General features: G+C 71.9%; 13 protein-coding genes and 3 pseudogenes. 6 read left to right on the top strand and 10 right to left on the bottom strand.

The features are described from left to right. Window positions 1–68: 68 nt before the first annotated feature. From ACN9M0_RS37225 to ACN9M0_RS37205, 5 genes are all read right to left on the bottom strand, one after another. A complete protein-coding gene (locus ACN9M0_RS37225; RefSeq protein WP_426405085.1) occupies window positions 69–2027 on the bottom strand; it encodes a non-ribosomal peptide synthetase in 1959 nt (652 codons plus the stop codon). Between the two features lie 8 nt (window positions 2028–2035). Further along, entirely contained in the window at window positions 2036–3070 is a 1035-nt protein-coding gene (locus tag ACN9M0_RS37220; RefSeq protein ID WP_366042744.1) for a TauD/TfdA family dioxygenase, read from the bottom strand. A 48-nt stretch (window positions 3071–3118) separates the two neighbouring features. After that, on the bottom strand, window positions 3119–3907 hold the full coding sequence (locus ACN9M0_RS37215) for a thioesterase II family protein (RefSeq protein ID WP_366042745.1): 789 nt from the start codon (window positions 3905–3907) through the stop codon (window positions 3119–3121). Next, the gene (locus tag ACN9M0_RS37210; RefSeq protein ID WP_426405084.1) at window positions 3904–13425 is read right to left on the bottom strand and encodes an amino acid adenylation domain-containing protein; all 9522 of its coding nucleotides are present in this window, start codon (window positions 13423–13425) and stop codon (window positions 3904–3906) included. Before ACN9M0_RS37210 ends, ACN9M0_RS37215 begins: the two co-directional genes overlap by 4 nt. A 263-nt stretch (window positions 13426–13688) precedes the next feature. Then, on the bottom strand, window positions 13689–15032 hold the full coding sequence (locus tag ACN9M0_RS37205; protein WP_426405083.1) for a helix-turn-helix domain-containing protein: 1344 nt from the start codon (window positions 15030–15032) through the stop codon (window positions 13689–13691). A 338-nt stretch (window positions 15033–15370) separates the two neighbouring features. Between ACN9M0_RS37205 and ACN9M0_RS37200 the strand changes: the two genes are divergently transcribed. After that, entirely contained in the window at window positions 15371–15592 is a 222-nt protein-coding gene (locus ACN9M0_RS37200; RefSeq protein ID WP_366040514.1) for a hypothetical protein, read from the top strand. 47 nt (window positions 15593–15639) lie between these two features. Here ACN9M0_RS37200 and ACN9M0_RS37195 read toward each other — a convergent pair whose 3' ends face one another. After that, window positions 15640–18690: an AfsR/SARP family transcriptional regulator gene (locus ACN9M0_RS37195; protein WP_426405387.1), complete on the bottom strand. Its 3051-nt coding sequence runs from the start codon at window positions 18688–18690 to the stop codon at window positions 15640–15642. 185 nt (window positions 18691–18875) lie between these two features. Here ACN9M0_RS37195 and ACN9M0_RS37190 point away from each other — a divergent pair, with 185 nt between their 5' ends. Beyond that, window positions 18876–19274, top strand: a complete 399-nt coding sequence (locus ACN9M0_RS37190) for a nuclear transport factor 2 family protein (RefSeq protein WP_366040513.1) — start codon at window positions 18876–18878, stop codon at window positions 19272–19274. Between the two features lie 104 nt (window positions 19275–19378). On the opposite strand, the gene ACN9M0_RS37185 is transcribed toward ACN9M0_RS37190, so the two are convergent. Next, the gene (locus tag ACN9M0_RS37185) at window positions 19379–19948 is read right to left on the bottom strand and encodes a histidine phosphatase family protein (protein WP_399695095.1); all 570 of its coding nucleotides are present in this window, start codon (window positions 19946–19948) and stop codon (window positions 19379–19381) included. A 97-nt stretch (window positions 19949–20045) separates the two neighbouring features. On the opposite strand from ACN9M0_RS37185, the pseudogene ACN9M0_RS37180 reads away from it, so the two are divergent. Then, a pseudogene (locus tag ACN9M0_RS37180) lies at window positions 20046–20365 on the top strand (helix-turn-helix domain-containing protein); the annotation flags it as partial. 183 nt (window positions 20366–20548) lie between these two features. Here ACN9M0_RS37180 and ACN9M0_RS37175 read toward each other — a convergent pair. Further along, window positions 20549–20959 carry a DUF3995 domain-containing protein gene (locus ACN9M0_RS37175; protein WP_426405082.1) on the bottom strand — a complete coding sequence of 137 codons (411 nt, stop codon included), beginning with the start codon at window positions 20957–20959 and terminating at the stop codon, window positions 20549–20551. A gap of 161 nt (window positions 20960–21120) precedes the next feature. Here ACN9M0_RS37175 and ACN9M0_RS37170 point away from each other — a divergent pair, with 161 nt between their 5' ends. Together ACN9M0_RS37170 and ACN9M0_RS37165 are read left to right on the top strand one after the other, a co-directional pair. Then, window positions 21121–21747, top strand: a complete 627-nt coding sequence (locus tag ACN9M0_RS37170) for a hypothetical protein (protein ID WP_366040510.1) — start codon at window positions 21121–21123, stop codon at window positions 21745–21747. A gap of 130 nt (window positions 21748–21877) precedes the next feature. Next, window positions 21878–22708, top strand: coding sequence for an alpha/beta fold hydrolase (locus ACN9M0_RS37165; RefSeq protein WP_366040509.1), 831 nt, complete (start codon window positions 21878–21880; stop codon window positions 22706–22708). An 84-nt stretch (window positions 22709–22792) separates the two neighbouring features. On the opposite strand, the gene ACN9M0_RS37160 is transcribed toward ACN9M0_RS37165, so the two are convergent. Together ACN9M0_RS37160 and ACN9M0_RS37155 are read right to left on the bottom strand one after the other, a co-directional pair. Next, window positions 22793–23776: a GNAT family N-acetyltransferase gene (locus ACN9M0_RS37160; RefSeq protein ID WP_426405081.1), complete on the bottom strand. Its 984-nt coding sequence runs from the start codon at window positions 23774–23776 to the stop codon at window positions 22793–22795. Between the two features lie 42 nt (window positions 23777–23818). Then, window positions 23819–23989: pseudogene (locus ACN9M0_RS37155) on the bottom strand (IS256 family transposase); the annotation flags it as partial. 129 nt (window positions 23990–24118) lie between these two features. Here ACN9M0_RS37155 and ACN9M0_RS37150 point away from each other — a divergent pair. Beyond that, a pseudogene (locus tag ACN9M0_RS37150) lies at window positions 24119–24852 on the top strand (transposase family protein). Window positions 24853–24892: the final 40 nt, after the last annotated feature.

The raw sequence follows: 24892 nt of genomic DNA, 5'->3' as shown, positions 1-24892 counted from the left end.
GCGGGCGGGTGGACCGGCGACAGGGACCGCTATGCCGACGGGAACTGTTCTGCCGTCGGGAACTGCGGTCAGGCATCCTGCGCGGCCAGCAGCTCCTCGATGTGGGCGGCGAGGTCACGCAGCCGCGGGTGGGTGTACACGGCCTTGACCGGGAGTGCCACGGACAGCTCGATCCGCACGCGGGAGACGAGCTTGATGGCGAGGAGGGAGTGGCCGCCGAGCTTGAAGAAGTTGTCGTCCGGTCCGATCGACGCGGCACCGAGGACCTGGGTCCACACGCGCGCGATCAGCTCCTCCGCGCGGCCGTCGAGGCTGTCGGTGCCGGCGGCCTGGGGCTCCTCGTCCGCCGGGGTTTCGAGGCGGGTGGGCAGCGCGGACCGGTCGAGCTTGCCGCTGGGCGTCGTGGCGAACCGCTCGACCGCGACGAACGCGCTCGGCACCATGTAGGCGGGCAGGGTGTCCGACAGCGCGGCACGCAGGGCGGTGGCGTCCCCGCCGCGGTGGTAGGCGATCAGGCAGCCGGTGCCGCCGGCGTCCTCGCCGAGGAGCACGGCCGCCTCGGCGACGCCGTCCACCCGGGTGAGGGCGGCCTCGATCTCCGGGAGTTCGATGCGGTGTCCGCGCAGTTTGACCTGGCCGTCGGCGCGACCGAGGTAGACGAGCCGGCCGTCGGGCAGGAGCCGGCAGCGGTCGCCGGTGCGGTACATGCGCCCGCCGGAGGCGCCGTCGGCGATGTCGACGTCACCGGCGATGTCAGCGACGAATCGCTCCGCCGTGAGGCCGGGCCGGCGCCGGTAGCCGCGGCCCACGCGCGGGCCCGCGAGGTACAGCTCGCCGGACTCCCCCGGTCCGACCGGAACGAGCTTCTCGTCGAGCAGCCGCATCCGGAGCCCCGGAAGCACGGCGCCGATGTGCGGCTCCCCCGGCCCGTCGATCCAGCCGGCGGTGGCGTCGACGGTGCACTCGGTCGGCCCGTACACGTTGAGCGCGCGGAGCAGGCCCGACCGGTGGGCGGCGACCAGCCGGTCCCACAGCGCCGGGCTGATCGCCTCGCCACCGACGAGGAGGGTCAGCGGGCGCGGGCCGCCGTCCTCGGTCAGCAGGTCGAGGAGCGGGTCGGCGTGCGAGGGGGTGATGTCCAGGTCGGTGAGGGCCTGTTCGTCGACGAAGGCGGCGAGCAGCGACGGGTCGCGGCGGGTCTCCTCGTCGATCACGACGAGGGTGTCGCCCCGGCAGAGCCGCGTCCACTGCTGGACGGAGGCGTCGAACGACGGGGAGGCGTTCCAGCCGACCCGGCAGCCCTCGCCGGTGGCGGCACCCGCCGCCTCCAGCTCCTTCAGCAGCAGGGAGGCGGCGGCGCGGCCGATCTCGACGCCCTTCGGGCGGCCGGTGGAGCCGGAGGTGTAGATGACGTAGGCGAGCGTGTCCGCGGAGACGGGGACCGGCGTGTACGGGGCCGGGGCACCGCTCGGGGCGGCCGTCAGCTCGGTGACCGTCACGGTGCGGGCGCCGGGGACCGGGGAGCTGTCCGTGCCGTCCACGACCACCAGGTCGGCTCCGGAGTCCTCGACGAGGTACCGGCGGCGGTCGGCGGGCAGCGACGGGTCGACCGGCAGATAGGCGGCGCCGGCGGTGAGCGTCCCGATGATCGCGGTGACCAGGGCGGCGCCGCGGGGCAGGCAGAGCGCGACGACGCTCTCCGGGCCGATGCCGAGGGCACCGAGCCGGGCGGCGATCACGGCGGCCTCGGAGCGCAGCTCGTCGAAGGTGAGGCGGTCGTCGCCGGCGACGACGGCGGTGCGGCCGCCGGGGGCGGTGGCGAGCCGGGCCAGCAGGTCTGCCGTACCGGTACCGGCGGCGGTACGGGCGGCGGCGGAACCGGCAGCAGCGACATCGGCGGCGACGCAGGAGCCGCAGACGCACGTGCCCGGGGAGCAGGGACCGGAGGCGGGCGAGGAAACGGGGTCGGAGGCCGGGGCGGGGGCGGAGGCCGGGGCGGCGGAGCGCTCGGGGAGGACGGCGGTCATGGCGGGGCTCACCTTCCGTACAGGGTGGTGGAGGGGGCGCTGGTCGGGGAGCAGTCGGACAGCTGGACCGGCTCGCCCATGGCGACGAGGATCTTCCGGTCCCCGGTGTACGACTCCCGGCCGTGCGCGCAGAGGATGTTGTCGACGAGCATCACGTCGCCGGCCTGCCAGGTCTCCCGCAGGGTGACCGCCTGGTAGACGTCGTTGATCGCGTCGACCTCGGCGTCGGTGAGGGCGGTGCCGTCGCCCAGGCGGGTGTCGAAGGGCAGGCCGTCCGCGCCGAACGTGTCGGTGAGGACCTCGCGGACGTCCTCGTCGAGGCTGCGGGCGTTCCAGAAGGCGAAGTGGTTGAACCAGGACCGCTCGCCGGTCACCGGGTGGGTGATGATCGCGGAGCGGCGCTGGCGGGTGCGCAGGGTGTCCTCGTCGAGCCACTCGTAGCCGATCGCGTGGGCGTCGCAGTACTCCTCGGCGCCCGCGGGTTCGTCCGACGAGAACGCCTTGCGCCAGGGCATGCCCGCCAGGTCGGAGTAGTTCCGTACGAGGAGCCAGCCGGCCTCGGCGAACCGGGCGACCAGGTCCTGCGGCAGCATGGCGAGGGCCTTGCGCATGTCGCCGACGGTGGTCGCGCCGCCGGTCTCGGGGGCGGTGACGCAGCCGAAGAGCAGGACGCCGGGGAAGTCCAGGGTGTAGCTGTTCTCGTTGTGGAGGCGGATCGGCTGGGCGGCCGGCAGGTCGGTGGAGGAGAACACCCCTTCGCCGAAGTCGGTGCGGGGAGTGGCCTTCTCCTTGTATCCGGCGCGCTGGGCGACGAGCGCGTCACGCGCCTCGGCGAACGTCGCCGCGTCCGTCACCGGAAGCCCGCGCAGCATGACCGCGCCGGAGCGGTGCAGTTCGGCCTGGACGGCGGGGAGCTGGGCGGACAGCCAGGCGGTGGCCTCCGCCATGGTGTCGAAGGCGGGCGTCTCGACGAGAGCCGGCTTGCCGGGCTCCCGGACGACGGTGATGCCGGCGGTGGCCGGGCTCTGGGCGTACGTGGTCATGATGGGTTCCTCGTCATCCCTCGGGTGGGTAAGTGACTTGATGACCGGTCAGGCGTTGCTGGGGGCGGAGGCGCGCAGGGTGTCCAGGACCGGGTTCAGGCGGGCGAAGAAGCCGGGCAGGTCCTGCTGGAAGTAGAAGTGGTCGCCGGTCAGCACCTCGGGCACGATCTGGTGTCCGGCCACCAGGGACCAGCCGTCGAGCAGGTCGACCGGGACGATCGGGTCGGCGTCCCCGCCGAAGACCGCGACCGGGCAGTCGAGCCGTACGGCCGGGGCGGTGCACTGATAGGCGTCGTCGATGGCGAAGTCGGCGCGGATGGACGGCAGGACGATCTCGCGGAGCTCCTCGTCGTCGAGGATGCCGTCGTCGGTGCCGCCGCGCTCCTTGATGGCCGCGACCAGCTCGTCGTCGTCGAGCCGCTCCGGGTGCACCGGGCACTGGTTGGGCAGCACCGGCGCCCGGCACGCGGAGGCGATCAGGCCCTGCGGGGTGCGGCCGACGGCCTGCAGGGCGCGGGTCACCTCGAAGGCGACCAGGGAGCCCATGCTGTGCCCGAGCACCACCAGGGCGCCGGTGTCCGCGGGGAGGGCGTCGACCACGGGCAGCGCCAGGTCGTCGACGGACTCGGGCAGGTCCTCGCTGAAACGGGCGCCCCGGCCGGGGTACTGGCCGATGAGCAGCCGCACGTCGGCGGGCAGGTGCTCGCGCCACGCGCTGTACGCGTGCGCGTTGCCTCCGGCGTGCGGCAGCACGAGCAGCGACAGGCGGTGCGGCAGGTCGCCGGGCAGGTCCCAGACGACGTCCTCGGGGGCGGGGGTCGGAGAGGAGTGGCTCATGAGCTGATCCGTTCTGTCGCTGTGGCGGTCTGCTTGGCGGTCTCGGTGACCGCCTCGGTCTGGGTGCGGCGGCGGAGGGCGGGGCGGGCCTTCCGCGCCGGCGTGGCCTTCAGGGATTCGATGTGCGCGGCGAGCCGGGCGGGGGTGGGGTGCTGGAAGACGTCACGGATGGTGAGCCGGACGTCGAGGGCACCGGCGATGTGGTTGGTGAGGCGGGCGCCCAGGAGGGAGTGGCCGCCGTGGTGGAAGAAGTCGTCGTCGACGGTGAGGTCGGCGGTGGTGTCGAGGGTGCGGGCGAAGAGGGCGAGGAGGGTCTCCTCCAGCGGGGTGCGCGGGGCACGGCCGGCGGAGGCGACCGGGGCCGGCTCGGGCAGAGCCCGCTTGTCGACCTTCCCGTTGGGGGTCAGGGGCAGCCGTTCCAGGACCACGAGGTGGGTGGGGACGAGGTGCTCGGGCAGCCGGCCGGCCACGTGCCGACGGATCTCGCCGAGGTGCGTGTCCCCGTCGGCGACGACGTAGGCGGCGAGCTGTTCGTGGTGGACGGTGACGACGGCCTGCGTGACGGCGGGATGGGTCAGGAGCGCGGCCTCGGTCTCACCGGGCTCCACGCGGAAGCCACGGATCTTGATCTGGTCGTCGGCCCGGCCGTCGTAGTGCAGCTGACCGCGCCGGTCGAAGTGGGCCAGGTCGCCCGTCCGGTAGAGACGCCCGCCCACCGCACCGAAGGGGTTCGGTACGAAGCGGGTGGCGGTCAGATCGGACCGGCCGAGGTAGCCGTGGGCGAGACCCTCACCCGCGAGATACAGCTCACCGGTCACCCCCGGCGCGCACAGCTTCAGGTGGGCGTCCAGGACGTAGGCCGCCTTGTTCACGAGCGGAGCGCCGACCGGGATGACCGCATCACCTGGATGCACGGTGTACGTGGTCGTGAACCCCATGGACTCGGCCGGCCCGTACCCGTTGACGACCCTGATCCCGGGCCTGAGCTCCTGAAGCCTGCGCACGTGTACCGGGGAGGCCGCTTCGCCGCCTGTGAAGGCGACGGTGACGGTGTCGAACGCCTCCGGGTGCTCGTCGACCAGGAAGTTGAACAGGCTCGCCGACAGCTGGAGCATCGTCACCTTGTGCTGACGGGACAGCCCACTGATCAGCACCGGCTCGGGCCGCTGCCCCGGCTGCAACACCGTCACCCCGCCGTGCAGCAGAGCACCCCAGAACTCCAGACTGAACGCGTCCCACGACACCGGCGAGCACTGCAGGAACACCTCACCCGCACCGAACTCCCCGTACGACTGCCCGCTCACCGTCGACACCAGATTCCGATGCGACGACAAGATCGCCTTCGGCCGGCCCGTCGAACCCGACGTGAACATCAGGCAGGCGGGGTCCTCGGGGCTGAGCCGCACATCAAGGTTGCCGGGGCTGCGGGACAGGAGCTCGCCCGGGGCCTCGGTGTGGGTCTGCCACGGTCCGTCGACGCGCCCTGCGAGGGCCGGCGCGGTGACGAGGTGGCTGATTCCGGCGTCGGCGGCCGCCGATCGGAGCCGCTCGTCCGGGAAGTCCGGGTCCAGGAGCGTGTAACCCGCCCCCGTCTTGACCACCGCGATCACCGCCGCCGCGAACTCCACCCCGCGCCCAAGCAGCACACCCGCCATGTCGCCGCGGCCCAGACCGTGCGCCCGCAGGTGGTGCGCCCAGCGGTTGGCCATCGCGTTCAGCTCCGCGTACGACACCTCGCGGTCGCCGTCGAGCAGGGCCGTGCTCTCCGGCCGGCGGACGACCTGCTCCTCGAAGCGCTCGACGAGAGAGGCGTCACCCACCTCCGCGACGGTTCCGGCCCACGGTCCGGTCAGCAGCTCACGCTCCGAGCTCGACAGCACCTCCAGGGACGCGAGCGGCACGGCCGGGTCGTCGAGCACCTGAGCCAGCACCTGGCCGAGCACCGACGCCATCCGGCGTATCGAGTCCTCGTCGAAGATCTCGGACGCGAAGAGGATCGCGCCGTGCAGGCGCCGGCTGTCGTCGGAGCGGAGGAGGAATTCGAGGTCGAACTTCGACGCCCCGTTCGTGAGACCGGAGATCTCGGCGGTACGGACGCCGGGCAGGGTCAGCTGCGGAACGCCGCCCACTTCGAGGCCGAGGCAGATCTGGAAGAGGGGGTGGCGCGCGAGGCTCCGGGTGGGGTTGACCGCTTCGAGGACGAGGTCGAAGGGAGCCTCCTGGTGGGCGAAGGCGTCCAGGTCCGCCGTTCGGACCCTGCGCAGGAGGTCGCGGAAGCTCGGGTCACCGGCGCTGCTGGTCCGCAGCACCAGCGTGTTCACGAAGAACCCGACCAGATCCTGCAACGACCGCTCGCCACGGCCCGCCACCGGCGTACCGATCGCCAGATCAACCCCCGCGCCCAGCCGGGTCAGGGCCGCGACCAGGGCGGCGTGCACCACCATGAACGGCGTGCACCCCTCCGAGCGGGCGAGCACGGCGACGCGCTCGAACAGATCCGCGCCGAGGTCGAGCTCGACCTGACCGCCCCGATGCGAAGCCGTGGCCGGCCTCGGACGGTCCAGATTCAGCCCGTGCTCCTCCGGCAGCCCCTCCAACGCCCCACGCCAGAAGCCCAGCTCCCGACCCAGGACACTCTCCGGATCGTCCGCCGAACCCAGCACCCGCCGCTGCCAGGCCGCATAGTCCGCGTACTGCACGGCCAAGGGCTCGAGGACCGACCCCTCGGCGCCGGCCACCCGGGCCGCATAAGCCCGCTGCAGATCACCGAAGAACACACCGTTCGACAGGCCGTCTATCGCGATGTGGTGCACCACGAGCGACAGCACCACCGAGCCGTCACCCAGCTCGAACACCACCGCCCGCAGCGGAAGCTCCACCGCCAGATCGAAGACACGCCCGGCCGGCTCCGCCAACTCCGCGGCGACGTCGGGGGCGGCGACGCGCCGGCGCTCCACCGACACCCGGGCCTGCTCGGGCGGAAGGACCCGCTGGCGCGGTTCGCCCTCGACCGACTCGAACACCGTCCGCAGCGGAGCATGGCGCTCCACCACATCGCTCAGTGCGGACTCCAGCGCCCCGAGGTCAAGGCCGCCCTCGCACCGCACCACCATCGGCACGTTGTAGGCCGCATTGTCACCGTCCAGCTGAGCCAGCAGCCACAACCGCCGCTGGGCGAACGACGCCGGGACGAGTTCGCCGGCCCCCTCCCCCGCGACCAGCGGCGGGAGGGCCCCTCCCGCACCCCGCTCGGCCACCAGCTCCGCGAGCCCCGCAACCGTCGGGCGCGCGAACACGTCCCGAATCGTCAGCCGCGTGCCCAGCACCTCGGCGATGTGGTTCGTCAGGCGTGCCGCGAGCAGCGAATGGCCTCCGTGGTGGAAGAAGTCGTCGTCGACGGTGAGGTCGGCGGTGGTGTCGACGGTGCGGGCGAAGAGGGCGAGGAGGGTCTCCTCCAGCGGGGTGCGCGGGGCACGACCGGCGGAGGCGACCGGGGCCGGTTCGGGCAGAGCGCGCTTGTCGACCTTTCCGTTGGGCGTCAGGGGCAGCCGCTCCAGGACGATGACGTGGGTCGGCACGAGGTGCTCGGGCAGTCGGTCCGCGAGGTACCGACGCACCTCCTCAGGGTCGGTGTGCTGACGGGTGACGACGTACGCGGCGAGCTGTTCGTGGTGGACGGTGACGACGGCCTGCGTGACGGCGGGATGGGTCAGGAGCGCGGCCTCGGTCTCACCGGGCTCCACGCGGAAGCCACGGATCTTGATCTGGTCGTCGGCCCGGCCGTCGTAGTGCAGACGGCCCTCACGGTCGAAGTGCGCCAGGTCCCCCGTCCGGTACAGCCGATCACCGGCCGTCGCGAAGGGGTTCGGTACGAAGCGGGTGGCGGTCAGATCGGACCGGCCGAGGTAGCCGTGGGCGAGACCCTCACCCGCCAGGTACAGCTCACCTGTCACCCCCGGCGCGCACAGCTTCAAGTGCGCGTCGAGAACGTACGCGGCCTTGTTCACCAGGGGCGAGCCGATCGGGATCAGCGCTTCACCGGACTCCACGGTGTACGTGGTCGTGAACCCCATGGATTCCGCCGGCCCGTACCCGTTGACGACCCTGATCCCGGGCCTGAGCTCCTGAAGCCTGCGCACGTGCGCCGGAGAAGCCGCCTCGCCGCCCGTGAAGGCCAACGTCACCGTGTCGAACGCCTCCGGGTGCTCATCCACGAGGAAGTTGAACAGGCTCGCCGACAGCTGGAGCATCGTCACCTTGTGCTGACGGGACAGCCCACTGATCAGCACCGGCTCGGGCCGCTGCCCCGGCTGCAACACCGTCACCCCGCCGTGCAGCAGAGCACCCCAGAACTCCAGACTGAACGCGTCCCACGACACCGGCGAGCACTGCAGGAACACCTCACCCGCACCGAACTCCCCGTACAACTGCCCGCTCACCGTCGACACCAGATTCCGATGCGACGACAAGATCGCCTTCGGCCGGCCCGTCGAACCCGACGTGAACATCAGGCACGCCACGTCGTCGGCGCTCAGATCGATCCCGAGGTTCTCTCCGCTGAGCTCGCTCAGCTGCTCGGAGGAGCAAGCGGCCGTGTCCCAGGGCCCGTTCAGACGGGCGGCAAGTCCGGGATCGGTGACCAGGACGCCGATGCCGGCGTCCGTGGCGGCCGACCGGAGCCGCTCGTCCGGGAAATCCGGGTCCAGGAGCGTGTAACCCGCCCCCGTCTTGACCACCGCGATCACCGCCGCCGCGAACCCCACCCCACGCCCAAGCAGCACACCCGCCATGTCGCCGCGCCCCAGTCCGCGGGACCGGAGGTGGCGGGCCCAGCGGTTGGCGGCGGCGTTGAGCTCGGCGTACGTGACCTCGCGGCCCTCGCCGAGCAGCGCCACCCGGTCGGGGAACTGTGCGGCCTGCTCCTCGAACCGCTCCACGAGCGTCGTGTCCACCGCGTCCGCCAGCGGGCCGGCCCACCGGCCCGTCAGCAGCTCGCGCTCCGCCTCCGACAGCACGTCCAGTGCCGACAGCCGCAGTCCCGGCTCGGCGAGGACCTGGGCCAGCACCTCGCCGAGGACGGTGGCCATCCGACGTACCGTGACGTCGTCGAACAGCTCCGCCGCGAAGAGGACGGTCGCTCGCAGCTCCTTCTCGTCGTCGGAGCGGAGGAAGAACTCCAGGTCGAACTTGGCGGATCCGCTGGAGAACTTCTCCACCGGTCCGGTCCGGACTCCGCTGAGCCCGAAGGCGGGGCCGCCGTCGGTCTCCAGGCCGAGGCTGATCTGGAAGAGGGGGTGACGCGAGAGGCTCCGGGTGGGGTTGACCGCTTCGAGAACGAGGTCGAAGGGAGCCTCCTGGTGGGCGAAGGCGTCCAGGTCCGTCGTACGCACCCGCGCCAACAGCTCACGGAAGCTCGGGTCACCGGCGCTGCTGGTCCGCAGCACCAGCGTGTTCACGAAGAACCCGACCAGATCCTGCAGTGCCGGCTCACCGCGACCCGCCGCCGGCGAACCGATCGCCAGGTCCGTCCCCGCACCGAGCCTCGTAAGGGCCGCCACCAGCGCCGCGTGCACCACCATGAACGGCGTGCACCCCTCCGCCCGGGCGAAGGCGGCGACCTTCGCGAAGAGGTCCTCGCCGAACCCGACCTCGATCTGACCGCCCTGGTGGGAAGCCCTGGCCGGCCTCGGACGGTCCAGATTCAGCCCGTGCTCCTCCGGCAGCCCCTCCAACGCCCCACGCCAGAAGCCCAACTCCCGCCCCAGGACACTCTCCGGATCGTCCGCCGAACCCAGTACCCGCCGCTGCCAGGCCGCATAGTCCGCGTACTGCACGGCCAAGGGCTCGAGGACCGACCCCTCGGCACGGGCGACCCGGGACGCGTACGCCCGCTGCAGATCACCGAAGAACACACCGTTCGACAGGCCGTCCGTCGCGATGTGGTGCACCACAAGCGACAGCACAGCCGAGCCGTCACCGAGCTCGAACACCGCTGTCCGCAGCGGGAGTTCCATCGCCAGGTCGAAGACACGACCCGCCGCCGCGGCCAACTCCCCGTCCAGCGCACCGGCGTCGACACGGCGCCAGTCGACCGAGACGCGCGCCCGCTCCGGCGGAAGGACCCGCTGGCGCGGCTCCCCGTCCACCGACTCGAACACCGTCCGCAGCGGAGCATGCCGCTCCACGACGTCACTCAGCGCGGACTCCAGCGCCGTCCGGTCCGGCACGCTCCCCAGCCGCACCGCCATCGGCACGTTGTAGGCCGCGCTGTCCCCCTCCAGCTCCGACAGCAGCCACAACCGCCGCTGGGCGTAGGACGCCGGGACGAGTTCGCCGGCCCCCTCCCCCGCGACCGGCGGCGGGACAGCCCGTACGGCACTGTGCCGGCCGAGCAGCTCGGCGAGCCCCGCCACCGTCGGGCGCCCGAACACGTCCCGAATCGTCAGCCGCGTGCCGAACACCTCGGCGATGTGGTTCGTCAGGCGTGCCGCGAGCAGCGAATGGCCTCCGAGGGCGAAGAAGCTGTCGTCGATGCCGACCGGGCCGCTCGTCTCCAGGGTCCGGCCGAACAGTGCGGCCAGGATCTCCTCGGTCTCGCCGCGCGGAGCACGGTCCGTTCCCAGGACCGTCGTCGGCGCCGGCAGCGCCCGCTTGTCGATCTTCCCGTTGGGCGTGACGGGCAGGCGGTCGAGCGCGGTCAGGTACGCGGGGACGAGGTGCTCGGGGAGCCGGTCGGCGACGTGCCGGCGGATCTCTTCGGGGTCCGTGTCCCCGTCCGCCACGACGACGTAGGCGGCGAGCCGCTTCTCGTGGACGGTGACGACGGCCTGGGTGACGGCGGGGTGGGTGAGGAGGGCGGCCTCGGTCTCGCCGGGCTCGATGCGGAAGCCGCGGATCTTGATCTGGTCGTCCGCCCGGCCCTCGTACAGGAGGCGTCCGTCCCGGTCGAAGCGGGCCAGGTCACCCGTCCGGTACAGCCGGCCGCCGGCCGGTCCGAAGGGGTCCGGTACGAAGCGGGTGGCGGTCAGGTCCGGTCGACCCAGGTAGCCGTGGGCGAGGCCCTCGCCCGCCACGTACAGCTCGCCCGTCACCCCGGGCGGGCACAGGTTCAGGCGGGCGTCCAGGACGTAGGCCGGCTTGTTGACCAGCGGGGTGCCGATCGGGATCACCGCGTGCGGCTCGTCCCCGGCCTCGATGGTGTGGGTGGTCGCGTAGATCATGACCTCGGCGGGACCGTAGCCGTTGAGGACGGTGATGCCGGGCCTCAGCTGCTGGAGCTTGTGCACGTGCGCCGGAGAGGCGGCCTCGCCGACCGTGAAGGCGGTGGTGACGGTCGCGAAGGCCTCGGGGTGTTCGTCGGTGAGGTAGTTGAAGAGGGTGGCGGAGAGCAGGAGGGTCGTGACGCGGTGGCGGCGCGCCAGCTCGGTCACGAGGGCCGGTTCGGGCTTCTGTCCCGGCTGGAGGACCGCCGTACCGCCGTGCAGGAGCGCGCCCCAGAACTCCAGGCTGAACGCGTCCCAGGACACCGGCGAGCACTGGAGGTAGACCTGGTCCGGTCCTGCGGGCAGGTAGGGCTGGCCGATCAGGGTCGACACCAGGTTGCGGTGGGAGGACAGGATGGCCTTGGGCCGGCCCGTCGAGCCGGAGGTGAACATCAGGCAGGCGGGGTCGTCCGGGGCGAGCGGCAGGCGGAGGTTGCCGGGGTGGCGGGACAGGAGTTCGCCCGGGGCCTCGGTGTGGGTCGCCCAGGGCCCGGCGACGCGCTCGGCGAGGACCGGACGGGTGACGAGGTGGCTGATGCCGGCGTCGGTGGCCGCCGAGCGCAGCCGGTCGTCGGGGAAGTCCGGGTCGAGGAGGACGTGGGCGGCGCCGGTCTTCAGGACGGCGAGCAGCGCGGTGGCGAAGCGGGTCCCGCGCTCGAAGAGGACTCCGGCCAGGTCGCCGCGCCCGAGGCCACGGGACCGCAGGTGGCGGGCCCACCGGTTGGCGGCGGCGTTGAGTTCGGCGTACGTGACCTCACCCGCCTCGTCGATGAGCGCGACCCGGTCGGGGAACCGTGCCACCTGCTCCTCGAACCGCTCCACGAGCGTCGTGTCCACCGTGTCCGCGACCGGCCCGGCCCACCGGCCCGTCAGCAGCTCGCGCTCCGCCTCCGACAGCACGTCGAGGTCGGCGACCTTGCGCTCGGCCGGTCGCTCGGTGGCGAGGACGGTGGTGAGGAAGGCGGCGAACCGGTCCTGGTGGGCGGCGACGGCGGTCACGTCGACGCCCTCGACCGGCGTGTCGAAGTCGATGCGCAGGCCGTTCGCGGCGCCCAGGTCGAGCACGGCGACGCTGAGGTCGTCGACCGGGCCGTTGCTCACGTTGTGGTTGACCGTCGGGTGGCCGCACACGGTGAGCTCCGCGTGGAAGCCCATGATGTTGAGGACGGGTGTGGCGAGGCGGCGGGAGCCGTCGATGACACCGGCGTCGCGGCACAGGTCCTCGTACCGGGTCATCTGGTGGCGCAGACCGTGCTTGACCTCGGCTCCCACCGAGCGGACCAGGTCGCCGAGCGACTCCTCGGGGCGGATCCGGAGCCTCAGCGGGACGACGTTCGACGACATGCCGGGGGTGCTCCGCGCCAGTCGGGACGTCCGGCCGGTCACCGGCAGGGCGATCACCAGCTCCGCACTCCCCGTGACGCGGTGCATGTAGACGCTGAACAGCGCCACGAGCAGGACGGACCAGGAGGCGCGCTCGCCGCGTGCGACCGTGCGGAGCCGGTCGGCGTCCGCCGGGGACACCCGTACGCTCCGCCGGGCGAAGGGCAGGCCGCCGTGCGCCGCCGGCGCCCGCCCGGTGCCCCGGACGAGACCCGCGGGGGCGTCCGGTGCTCCGGCGAGGTGCTCCCGCCAGGCGGCGCGCTCGGCGGCGGCCTGCTCGGACGTCCGGTACTCCGCGTCCTCGGCGAGCAGTTCGGCCAGACTCCCGAACGGGGTGGGGCCCCAGGGCTCGCCCGCGACGGCCCGCTCGTACAGCTCGATCAGCCGCGCCAGGGCCATCGAGACGCCCACGCCGTCGACGACCAGGTGGTGGAAACCGTAGAAGTAGAAGTACCGCTCCTCACCGAGCTTGATCAGCGCGCAGCGGACCGGCGGCTGGTCGGTGAGGTCGAAGGGGGCGCAGATCAGCGCGTCGACGGTCCGCCAGGCCTCGCGCTCCGGGTCGTCGGTGGCGCTCAGGTCGGTGTACGGCAGGCTGCGCGAGCCGGCGTCGGTGTCGACCAGCTGCCACACCTGCTCGCCGTCGTCCTCGAAGCGGCGGATGCGGAGGAAGTCCGCCTCCTCGACGAGCCTGCGCCAGGCGGCCGCCATCAGCTCCGGGTCCACCGGGCCGTTGATCTCGCGGCATTCGGCGACGTTGTACTTCACGCCGGTGGGGTCGAGTGCATGGGCCGTCCAGATGTCACGCTGGGCCACCGAGAGCGGCAACCGGACGGCAGCCGGAGCGGGTGCGACGGGCGTGTCGAACGGCATGAGGGGCTCCTGTGGAAGTCACGACAGAGGAGGGGCGGCACGGGAAGAGGGGCGCGGGTGGCGCGTTCGCGGTGGGGCGGTCGCGGGCGGGGCAGTCGCCATACAACCCGTGGGCCGGGGCCGGGAGCGGCAGTTGATCCGGCGGTACGGCAGCGGTTCGGCGGCCGGGAGGCAGTCGGGCGGCAGCGGTTCGGCGGCCGGGAGGCAGTCAGCGGCAGCGGTTCCGGCAGTCGTACCGACGCCACGGAGTACGGTGCCGCCGATCAAGGGGACGGTGTCGTCACCGCGGGCACGTCCGCCGCCAGCGCGCGGACCACGCACAGCACGCGGAACGCGGAGCGGCCGCCGTCCGTGCCGGACCGGATCACGCCGCTGACCAGCAGGTCGCGGACCAGACGGCCGCAGTGCGGCAGGGGCATGCCGGTCAGCCGGACGACGTCCTCCAGGACGAACCGGTCCTCGTTCGCGGCGCGGAGCGCGCCGATCAGCTCCCGGTGGCCCTCGGGCAGCGCGGCGAGGGTGCGGGCGACGCGCTCGCGCAGACGGGAGCCGGACCGGCCGTCGGCCAGGTGGTCGAGCAGCGGCGCCGGGTCGGACTCGACGATGCCGCGCAGCGTGGGCAGGTCGCAGACGGTGAGCCAGGAGGCCGCCGCGGAGAGCGCGAGCGGGTGACCGTCGAGCCGGTGGCAGACCCACGCGATGTCCGCGAGGACGCGGTCGTCGGGGACGATGTCGGGGCGGACGTGGCGGAGTCGGCTGAGGAAGAACCGGGCGGCGGGCGCGTCGGACCGGATGCCGTCGGACGGGTCCGGCGCCTCCAGCGGGGAGAGGAGGAAGAGGCGTTCGCCGGGGACGTTCCAGGGTTCGTCGGCGGTGACGAGCAGGCGGAGTCCGGGCAGCTCGCGCAGCAGCCGGCTCAGGCGGTGGAAGTCGAGCGCTGCGGTGTCGACGCCGTCGAGGACGAGGAGCACGGGGCGGTCGCCGAGCGCGCCGGCCAGGTCGGGGGCCAGGTCGTCGGCCGGTCCTTCGCCGTGGAGGAAGGCGGCGCAGTCGGCCGTCAGGGCGGCGAGCCGGTCGTCACCGGCCGGCAGGCAGTCGGCGACCGCGTCGGGGGCGGTGTGCCACAGCACCGGGAAGCCGGCGTCGTGCAGCCGGGCCGCCGCCTCCAGGGCGAGTCTCGTCTTGCCGACGCCGCTGAGCCCCACGACGGTGATCAGCCGTTCGGCTCCGGAGCGCAGTTCGTCCGTGAGGACGGTGGCCTCGGCGTCCCTCTCGATCAGGGGGTGCAGCGGTACGGGTGGGGCCGGCCGCTCGGCGCCGAAGTGCCGGCTGCCGACGCCGCCCCGGTGTCCGCGTCGGACCGCGTCCTCCAGGGCCGTACGGGCCCGGGGGCCCAGGCGCAGGCCGTCGGCTATCAGCCGGATCGTGTCGGGTCTCGGCCGCTGCGCCTTCCCCTTCTCCAGGTCGCGGATGGCGCGGACGCTGATGGTGGAGAGGTCGGCCAGCTCCTGCTGGGTCAGGCCGATGCGAAGCCGGTGGCCGCGGATGAGGGTTCCGATCGCGGCGGTGGCCGTCACGGTGTCCTCCGGGGAGAGACTGGTCGTCATGAGAAGCTCCCGCTCGTCGAGTTGGGGCGGGCCTCCGGCCGCCAGCCCGGTCGGGCCGCCGACCGGGGGCTGCGCCGCTCCGTCTGCTGGGATCCATCGTCCGGACGCGACTATTCAGGGGGCATCCCCGCACTAACCCTCTGCCGTCCCCTTCGGACGGGGAGGCGCCCGGGGCGGGATGGCGGGCGATAGCGGCCCGAGGCCCCGTGATAGCGGTGCGGGCGGGGGGTCGTTCCGTGATAGCGGGGTGATAAGGCAGCGAGCGGTGCCGTGAATCCGCGTGTTCCTAACGTGGTGGTCACAAGGAAACGCCGCACACCACCGAGAGGCAGAATCCGATGACGTACACCACCGCCGCCGCCCGCAACTCCGTCCGCAACTCGGTCCGCGCCGCCGTCACCGCCGCGCTGATCGTGATCCTGACCGGCGCCGGCGTCCAGGCGAGCTGGGCCGACGATGCCACGGGCACGACGACGGACACCACCCCGGTCTGCACGACCACGGTCACCGCCACCGGCACCGTCACCACGTGCAGCAGCGACAACAACCCCTGGGACTGAGCCTCGTCCGATCCGACCGGTCTGGCCGGTCCGACCGGTCCGCGCCGTCAGCAGCCGGTCGCGAGCAGCCTTTCCGCCTCGGCGAGTTCCCGCCCCATCCGCCGCTCGCGGAACACCTCGACCGCCGGGACGAGCAGCTCCCGGGAACGCCCCGGCTCCGCGTCGAGGAGACGGGCGAGGTCAAGGCGCGCCAGCGCGCCACCGCCAAAATCCATGACCCCCTCCCGCGCGGTCACCGCACGGTCGTAGAAGTCCCTGGCCCGGTCGGGCCGGCCCATCATGGCGAACGCGTGGCCCAGATCGCGGAGCAGATGCCCCTCCCCGATCACGTCGCCGGAATCCCGGCACAGTTCGAGCACTTCCGTGAACGTCAGGACCGCGAGGTCGCTCCGGCCCTGTTCGAGCAGCAGCTGACCGACGCGCCGCAGTGTTCTCGCCCGGCCGCCCGTGTAGCCGACGCCTTCGTAGATGTCGAGCGCCTCGTCCAACTGGCTCTGTGCCGCCCCGATCTCGCCCTGCCGCATGCGGATGTGCGCGCTCTGCGTCAGGACGATCGCCCGGCCCACCACGTCGCCCGCCCGGTCGAAGTCGGCCAGGGACCTCCGGTACAGCTCGAGCGCCGCGGTGTCGTCGCCGCTCGTGCGCGCGATGAGCGCCATGTCGCGCCGGCACAGGGCCTCGCCCATCGGCTCGTCGAGCGCCTGGAAGACGTCGAGCGCCGAGTTCAGTGCCTGCCGGGCCGTGTCGAACTGGTTGCGGCTCATGTAGAGCGAGCCGAGCGACGCCCGTACGGCGGCGGTGCCCCGCAGGTTTCCGGCCTTGCGGACCGCGGCGAGGGCGCTCAGATGGGTCTGTTCCCACAGGTCGTAGTGGCCGCGCACCTCGAACAGCGTGACGAGCGAGGTCGCGAGGTCCCAGCTGAGGTCGTGGAGGCCCGCGTCGGCGGTGTGCTCGACCATCCCGCACAGGGAGGCCTGTTCCGCGTCGAGCCAGGCCAGCGGGTCGGCGAGCACCTGGTCCGTGTAGGAGGCCGGGGGTTCCCAGCGGGGCGCGTCGCCGTGCAGGACGGTGAAGTCGCCCCCGTACACCGTGCGGTGGGCCTGCTGAGCCAGGTGCATCCAGCCGCCCGCCATCCGGGCGAGGGCCTCCTGCCGTACCTCGGGTGTGTGGTGGGCCGCGAGCTGTTCCCGTGCGTAGACCCGGATGATCTCGTGGAAGCGATACCGGAAGCCACCGGTCCGCTCCACTCCGGCGACGTCCAGCATCTGCACGTCGACCAGCGGTTCCATCAGGTCCGAGGGAAAGGGGCGGCGGTCGTCGAGCAGCGCTCCCGCCAGCCAGCTCGGCAGCGTCGGGGCCTGCGCCATGCTCAGGAGCCGCAGCAGCCGGCGGTCCTCCGCCGCCAGGCCCTCGTAGGTCAGCGACAGGCTGGCGCGCATCGTCATCTCGCCGTGCGTCAGTTCGTCGAGCCGGTGCCGTTCGCTGGCCAGTCGCTGCACCATGGACGCCAGGGTCCAGTGCGGGCGGGCCGCGAGGCGGGCGGCGACGATCCGCAGGGCCAGCGGGAGCCGTCCGACCGTGCGGACCAGGGCCTCCGCGGCGGCGGCCTCGCCCGCGACCCGCTCCCGTCCGATGATCCGGGAGAGGAGTTCGAGCGCTCGGTCCTCGGCGAGCACGTCGAGCTCCACGCGGTGCGCGCCGGGCAGGGCGGTGAGGCGGGCCCGGCCGGTGACGAGGACGGCGCAGCCGCGGCTGCCGGGGAGCAGCGGCAGCACCTGGCCCTCGCCGGCGGCGTCGTCGAGGACGACCAGGACCCGGCGGGAGGCGAGTCGGGTGCGGTACATCTCGGCCCGCTCGTCGAGGGATTCCGGGATCAGCTGGCCGGGGATGCCGAGCGCGCGCAGGAAGCGGCCCAGGACCTCCTCGGGGGTGGCCGGGGTGCCGGTCGTCCCGCGCAGGTCGCAGTAGAGCTGGCCGTCGGGGAAGCCGGTCTCGGACAGCATGTGGGCGACGTGCACGGCGAGGGTCGACTTGCCGGTGCCGGGCTTGCCCGTGATGGCGGCGAGCCCCACGGTGGTGCGGCCGGGCCGTCCGGTCAGCGCCTCTTCCAGTGCGGCGAGCTGGCCGGCGTCGGACACGAAGTCGGCGACGGCGGCGGGAAGCTGGTGCGGTACGGCGTCCTGCCGTACGGACTCCGGGGCGGGCGGGGCCGTGGGCGCGGGCGGCTCGGCGTCGTCCTCGGCCCGTCCCGTCGCCGTCTCCTGCTCGGCCTTGTCCTTCGGTACGCGTACGGGTACGGGGGTGGCACCGGCGGGCGCCGGGAGGCGGCCGGCGAGGATCGCCGATTCGAGCTCCCTGAGCTCCCGGCTGGGTTCCAGACCGAGTTCCTCGGCGAGGAACCGTCGCGCGGTGCGGAAGGCCTCCAGGGCTTCGGCCTGCCGTCCCGACCAGTACAGCGCCTGGATCAGCTGGCCGCGCAGCTTCTCCCGCAGCGGGTGTTCGTGGGTGAGCCTCTGCAGTTCGCCCACGAGGCCGTCGTACCGTCCGAGTTCGAGTTCGAGCTGGATGCGGAGTTCGACGGCGGTCAGGCGTTCCTCGTTGAGCTGTCGGGCCTTGTTCGCGAGCGGGCCGCTGTCGAGGCCGGACAGGCAGTCGCCCTGCCACAGGGTCACCGCGTCCCTCAACAGCGTGACGGCCTTGTCGAGTTCGCCGAGTTCGCGCAGCCGGCGGGCTCGTAAGACGAGGTTGGTGAAGAGCGCGGCATCCACGTTCGCCGCGTCGGTGTGCAGCACGTATCCCGGCGGCCGGGTCGTGATGGAGACCTCGCCGTCCGCCCCGGCGAGGAGTTTCCGCAGCCGCGAGACGCAGATCTGCACCTGGGTGCGGGCGGTCTCGGGCGGGTTGTCCTCCCAGATGAGGTCCACCAGGTGGTGGGTGCTGACCACCCGGTTCGTCTCCAGGAGCAGCGCGGCGAGGATCACCTCCTGGCGCCCGGGAGGGAGCCGCAGGGGTCCGTCGGGGCCGTGGACCTGCAGGGGTCCCAGGACCCTGAAGGCAAGGGGCGACTTGTCCGGGAGTTCCTGGGATCTGTCCCCGATGTCGTCCGTCACCGATTCCCCCACCAAAGAAACGAGTTGACACGTCAGGACCGAGTGAGGACAGTCTCCACAACCACCCCCGCCCTGTCCATGCCGTGAAGATCCCGGTCGGAGATAGAGGGGGGATAACGCGGAGTTGGCGGCTCCCCCCAGAATCCTGGCCGAGAGTGAAAGGGGCTCAGCCGTTGAACCGCCAAGATGACACGAGCACCGGGCTGCCGGGACCGGCCGATCTGGTCACCGCCGCAGGAATCGACCACGTGCGCCTGGTCTACGACTACCTCGACGCCGGTGACCTGGACTCGTGCGCGTCCCTGCTGCACGACGGCGTGGTCCTGGAACTGCCGGGGCTGCCTCCGGTCCGCGGTCGTACGGCGGTGCTGGACGCCCATTTCGGGCGCAGCCTGCCGAGGGCGCGCTACGAGATCGACCGGGTGGTGGGGCAGGACCGCAGTGTGGTCGCCACGGGGCGCCGCGTGGTCCCGGGCACCGACGGGCAGGACCTGCGGTTCGTCGACCTCTTCACGATCGCCGACGACGGCATGGTCCTGGCCTGTACCCGGTACTACCACGTGGCGCCCTGAGGAACGCCCGAGGACGGACCCCACCCGTCCTCGGCCGCATGTCTCGACGGGGCATCGGGTGATCTATGGCCGCGTCAGACGACACCACGGCACCGATCCCCGTACTACGGCACGTTCCACGCGAGAACGACCGGCAGAGTGTGCTCGTAACCCAACGTGTTGATCGTCCCCGGATGCGGGTGGCCGAACTGCCGTGCGGCTGAAGCGTCGAGTCCGAGCCAGCGCGCGGTGAGGATGCGTGACAGGTGGCCGTGCGCGACAACGGCCACGTCGCCCTTGTCCAGAACCGGCCGGACCCGGCCGAGAAAGGCGTCGACCCGCACGGTCACGTGCCCGAGGTCCTCGCCTGCGTCGACGCCGTCGCGCCACAACTCCCAGCCCGGCTTGAGCTCCTGGATCTGCTCGGCGGTCAGCCCCTCGTAGCGGCCGTAGTCCCACTCGATCAGGTCGGCGTCGGGTTCCGCGCCGCTCAGCCCCGCGAGCTCGGCCGTCCGAACGGCCCGGGTCAGCGGGCTGCTGTAGACGGCGGCGAACTCCCGTCCGGCCAGCCGAGGCGCGAGCGCACGTGCCGCTTTCTCCCCCGCCTCGGTCAGCGGCAGGTCGGTGCGGCCGGCGTGCCGGCCGGTCCGGCTCCACGCGGTCTCACCGTGCCTGATCAATATCAACTCGCCCATGGCCGGGGACCATATCCCACGGAGAGCACAGGCGAACGTTGTTTGACGCGGATCCAAAGCGTGTTGCAGAAGGCTGCGGTGCGGGCATTCTCGCTGGATGCGTGGGGTGTTGAGGGGTGGAGCCGTTGTGGGTGGGGACGTTCACGGGCCTGCGGATGTGGCAGTTCGATCGGCCGCTGAAGGTGGTCCGGGAACGGGGCGGGGACCGTCCTGGTGGTGGCCGCCCGTGGTGTCTGCCGCCGGCGGACCGGGTGCTGCCGGTGGCCGTCCACCACCGCACGAACCACACGATGCGGCAGCTCGCGCCGCTGTTCGGCTGTTCGCCGGCGACGGTGTGCCAGGTGATCAAGCGATTGCGGCCGCTGCCGGCGATCGAGCCGGCCGGCCGACGCGGTGGAGCGGTCGTGGATCGTGGACTACAAGTTCCTCCGTGACTGCCGCCAGCGCGGCAACGGCCTCCACCACGCGGTGCAAGCCGTCACCCACAAGCACGGTCTCGCTCTGGCCACATGACCAGAACGGCCACAGCCCCGACCCTGACCTACCCGGACACGGCCTTCTGCAACACGCTTTGATGTGAAGCGTGTTGCGAAAGTCGCATCACTGCGCCACGACGAGCACGCACAGTCCCAGGACCGCGCACAGCGGCGAGTAGGCGATGAGATTCCACCGGGCGAACTCGCGGCCCGCGCCCTTGCTGAGGAGCGGACCAGCGATGCCGCGCAGTAGGAGTGCCGAGGTCAGGACCCAGATCCCGACGCGATAGAGCCAGTGCGGCCCGACCTGCGGCCAGATATCGGCGACGGCGAGGACGCCGTAGGCCGCGATCAGCAGAGCGCCTCCGACGGCCAGGCACGGGGTTCGGGACGGCATCCCCGGCCCGCTGTAGACGAAGCTCGCCAGTTCGTCGCGGTCCCGTGCCGGCCAGGGGCTGAACCCCCAGACCACGTGCAACACCCCGATCGCGGCCAGAGCCACCGTGGAGATCGCCCCCACGACCTCATGCCACATGGGCCTTCTCCCCACTCCGCCGAGCTGCGACCAGCGCGAGCCCGCCGATCCCGAGGACGAGCCATCCGCCGGACACCGGCTGGAGCGCGACTATCAGTGCGCCGATGGCCAGCAGCCCCCCGGTCCTCGCCGGATGTCGAGACCGAACTAACCTTCGGGCCATGGCTTTGCGACCTGACGAGTTCTACGATCACACGCTTGCAGCTGCGGACGGCGAGCGTCGGCTCCCGCTCGCACGCATGACAGGGTGGGATATCAGCCCCTTCGAACCGGACGGATTGCGGGTCGCGCCGCTGCGCCCTCCGGTTCTGCCCGAGCCTCCACGACACGGCGAGGACCCGTCGAACTGCGACGCGTGCCGTGACCGAGGCGATGGGATCTGGTTCAACGACAGTTGGCGGCTCACCCGCATCGCGGGAGTGGGTGTGCCGCTGGTGCTCATGCTGCATCCGCTTGAGCACTATGACATGGCTGACCTGCCCGATGAGTTGGCAGCCGAGTTGGGTGTCCTGTCCACTCACATCGTCCGCCACGTGCAGGACCTGCCGCACATTTCGCGAGCCCACGTCTACCGCATCGGAGATGGAGGCGCACACCTGCACATCTGGTTCTTCGCCCGGCCCGAGGGACAGACCCAGCTGTACGGATCATGGATGCCCGTCTGGGACGATCTGCTGCCGGAATACCCAGCAGACGTTGCAGAGGCGGATGCGGCGATCGTGGCAGACGCGTTGGTCGCCTCCATCGGGGGTCGTCGCTCGGCTGCCAACGAATCGCCGCACGTCTGATCTGCCGGCAAACGCCAAAGCTCTGCCTGCCGCATGACCCCGGAGGTAATCGACCGCCGCGGGGCCCGAGGCCAGGATGGTTGTCGTACCGGACAGCCGCTGACAGCCACTGCCTGAAGGGACCCCCGCCATGCCGTACTTCGAGTCCGCCACCGACGGCACCCGCCTCCACTTCGTCGACTACGGCCCCTCGGACGGCCCCGTCATCGTCTTCGTCAACAGCTCGTACTTCGGTACCGAGATGTGGGAGTACCAGATGCTGCCGCTGGCGGCCGAAGGTTTCCGCTGCGTGGGCTTCGACCGCAGGGGACACGGTAGGTCCGAGGACGTCTGGGGCGGCTTCGACCTCGACACCCTCGCCCGGGATCTGGGCTCGCTGCTCGATCACCTGGACCTGCGCAACGTCACCTTGGTCGGGCATTCGGTCGGCACGGTCGAGGTGGTCCGGTACCTGACCCTTCGCGGTACCGAGCGGGTGGCGCGCGTCGCCCTCGTCGCCGGAATCGCCCCGGGGCCGGCCCGCTCCACGGACCACTCGGAGGGACTGGACCCGGAGCTGATCCGCGGGTTCAACGAGACCTTCCGGCAGGACCGGGCGAAGTTCTTCGCCGACGGCGCCGACGCGTTCTTCGCCCGCCACCTGCCCGGCCCGCAGGTGTCGGACGCGTACGTGGCGTACATGGTGGACCGCTGTCACGGGGCGACGGCGCGCGCCGCCACCGCCCTGGGGGACCTCCTCCCCACCCTGAACCTCGTCCCGGAGCTGGTGAAGATCGACTGCCCGGTCCTCGTCATCCACGGATCGGACGACGCCTCCGCACCCCTGGCCCTCACGGGCCGCCGCGCGGCCGACCTGATCCCGGGGGCGGAGCTGCACGTGTACGCGTACGCGGGTCACGGGCTGTTCGCGACCCACGCGGACCGCCTCAACGACGACCTGCGCGCCTTCGCCCGCGCCTGACGGCGACCTCCATGGTGCATCCCGGGCACGGGTGAGGAATTGTCAAATCCTGTGGACTGACCCGACAGCCCAATGGCCGATCGATCAAGCAAGCGGCTTGCGGTAACGGACGTACTCGTTCTGCCGCCGGAACCCCACACTCTCGTAAAGGTCGTAGGACCGGTGCGGATTCGCCGTGCCCGTGAACAGCCGAGCGGTCGTTGCACCCTGCTCGCGAAGGCTCCGCAGCCCGTCCAGCAGCAGGACCCGGCCGATTCCGAGGCGTCGCTGATCCGTCCGGACACTCAGCTCTTCCACCTCGCCCACGGTGTGGTCGTGACGGTGGATGGAGCAGAGGGCGACACCGACCATGTCCTGCCCGTTCCAGGCAGCCCTCCAGCATGCCGGGTCGGCGGTGTCGACGAAGTCCTGGAAAGGCCATCTCTGAGTGAAACCGGGGTCCGCGTACGAATCGACGACCGTCCTCCAGGCTGCACGGTAGTGGCTTGTCCCGATCGGCCCTGTCCGTATCCCGGCTGGCAGCTCGCTGCCCGGCTCGGGCACCTGCTGCAGATCGCCCAGCTCCAGCTCGACCAGGCTGAAGACACGTCGGTAGCCGGCTGCGCGCAGAAGTGCCGTGGCATCCTGCTCGGAGACCATGGCGTTCGCACCGATCACTGCCGTCCGCGCCGTTCCATGCTGTTTGACGAGCTGGCGGATCCGCTCTTCAGCCCAGCTCAGCACGGCTGAGCCGATGCCCTGGCCGCGATGCTCGGGCAAGAGGTAGCCGCGGTGCAGGTACAGCCACGTATCGTCCCGCTCTTGCCACCACCGGATCGTCGAGTAGCCGACGACGCTCCCGTCGAGCACCACCAGGATCTGGTTCTTGGACGGCTCCTCCAACTTGGCAGAAGCCTCGGCGATCTCGGCCGCTGTCGGGAGCCCTTCCACTACCGAATGGACATCGACCCGGTCCCGTTCAACACACCCCAGCCGCACCGCGGCCATGGCGCCGTGGTCTTCGTCGCCGCGATACGGCAGGAACCCGAAGCCGACCGGAAGGTCCTGTCCTGCCGTGCCATCCCACATGACCGGATGTTCTCGAACTCCGAGGCAGGTCCGCCACCCTATTCACGCCGCGGTCGTCCGCGGCCGTTCAACGAGCTGACCGCGTTCAAAGCGGGCCCCCGCGCGGACGAGGGCAACGAGGTGGGGTGCATTCACGGCTCGCCAGCGGGCCAGGGCGGACTCGACGAGCTTGAAGACCATCGCCAGGGCGGCGGCCCGGGATCCGGCGCCCCGGCCAGACCGGCCGAGCCTGGATGGCTCCGTGCAAACGAACGAACGCGGGACCTGACAGCATGAATTCGCCGCGGGCACAGTGGCCGCGATCGCTCGGCACCCGGCAAAGACGGTTGAGACGATCTTGAGGTGGCTGGTGCGATCACGGCGTCGGAGCCGTCCCGGACAGGTCCGTCTACCGGGCTGAGCCCGCGACAGTTCGGGAAGCTCGTGACAGCGCTGCGGCGGGAGGGCACCGACCCGGTGTGCAAGGGCCGGCCGTGGAGCCTTCCGCTGGAGGACCGGGCCCTGCTGGTCGCGGCGTCGGGCATTTTCCCTGCCTGCGTGGGGTGCCGGGTGATCAAGCGCTTGCGGCCGCTGCCGGCGATCGAGCCGGCCGCCCGCCCGTCCGACGCGGTGGAGCGGTTGTGGATCGTGGACGGCACGCTGATCCCGGTCCGTGACCGGAAGGTCGGCGCGTCCTCGGTGACTTCCGGTTCTCGGCAAACGTGCGGGTCATCATCGTTGCCGACACCAAACTGGTGGTTGCTGCGGCCCGCCCGGCGCCCGGCAACACCGCGGACGCGAGGGCCTGGCGGGACTCCGGCCTCGCCCGGCACTGCGACGGCGTGACCGTGCTGGCCGACGGCGCCCACATCTACACCGGGCCCGTCGCCCCACACCGCAAACGCCCCGGACGAGCCCTTCTTCCCGGCGAGGAGGAGGACAACGCCGAGCACCGCAGAGTCAGGGCCCGCGTCGAGCGCGCCTTCGCCCGCATGAAGCACTACAAGATCCTCGGCGACTGCCGCCAGCACGGCAACGGCCTCCACCACGCAGTCCAGGCCGTCGCCCACATGCAGAACCTCGCGATGGCCGCGTGAGCAGGTCAGCCCCGAAACCGGCCCTGACCTGCCCGGACAC

Origin of the sequence: Streptomyces sp. R-07, assembly GCF_049913175.1 — a bacterium.
GTDB lineage: Bacteria > Actinomycetota > Actinomycetes > Streptomycetales > Streptomycetaceae > Streptomyces.
This window is presented reverse-complemented; position numbering and strand designations above follow the sequence as displayed.

Bases quoted from the DNA above. Each gene is read 5' to 3' on its own strand.
- ACN9M0_RS37170 (WP_366040510.1), top strand. From the start codon at position 21,121: ATGGCTTTGCGACCTGACGAGTTCTACGATCACACGCTTGCAGCTGCG.
- ACN9M0_RS37210 (WP_426405084.1), bottom strand. From the start codon at position 13,425: ATGCCGTTCGACACGCCCGTCGCACCCGCTCCGGCTGCCGTCCGGTTG.
- ACN9M0_RS37165 (WP_366040509.1), top strand. From the start codon at position 21,878: ATGCCGTACTTCGAGTCCGCCACCGACGGCACCCGCCTCCACTTCGTC.
- ACN9M0_RS37205 (WP_426405083.1), bottom strand. From the start codon at position 15,032: ATGACGACCAGTCTCTCCCCGGAGGACACCGTGACGGCCACCGCCGCG.
- ACN9M0_RS37200 (WP_366040514.1), top strand. From the start codon at position 15,371: ATGACGTACACCACCGCCGCCGCCCGCAACTCCGTCCGCAACTCGGTC.
- ACN9M0_RS37185 (WP_399695095.1), bottom strand. From the start codon at position 19,948: ATGGGCGAGTTGATATTGATCAGGCACGGTGAGACCGCGTGGAGCCGG.
- ACN9M0_RS37160 (WP_426405081.1), bottom strand. From the start codon at position 23,776: ATGTGGGATGGCACGGCAGGACAGGACCTTCCGGTCGGCTTCGGGTTC.
- ACN9M0_RS37220 (WP_366042744.1), bottom strand. From the start codon at position 3,070: ATGACCACGTACGCCCAGAGCCCGGCCACCGCCGGCATCACCGTCGTC.
- ACN9M0_RS37175 (WP_426405082.1), bottom strand. From the start codon at position 20,959: ATGTGGCATGAGGTCGTGGGGGCGATCTCCACGGTGGCTCTGGCCGCG.
- ACN9M0_RS37215 (WP_366042745.1), bottom strand. From the start codon at position 3,907: ATGAGCCACTCCTCTCCGACCCCCGCCCCCGAGGACGTCGTCTGGGAC.
- ACN9M0_RS37225 (WP_426405085.1), bottom strand. From the start codon at position 2,027: ATGACCGCCGTCCTCCCCGAGCGCTCCGCCGCCCCGGCCTCCGCCCCC.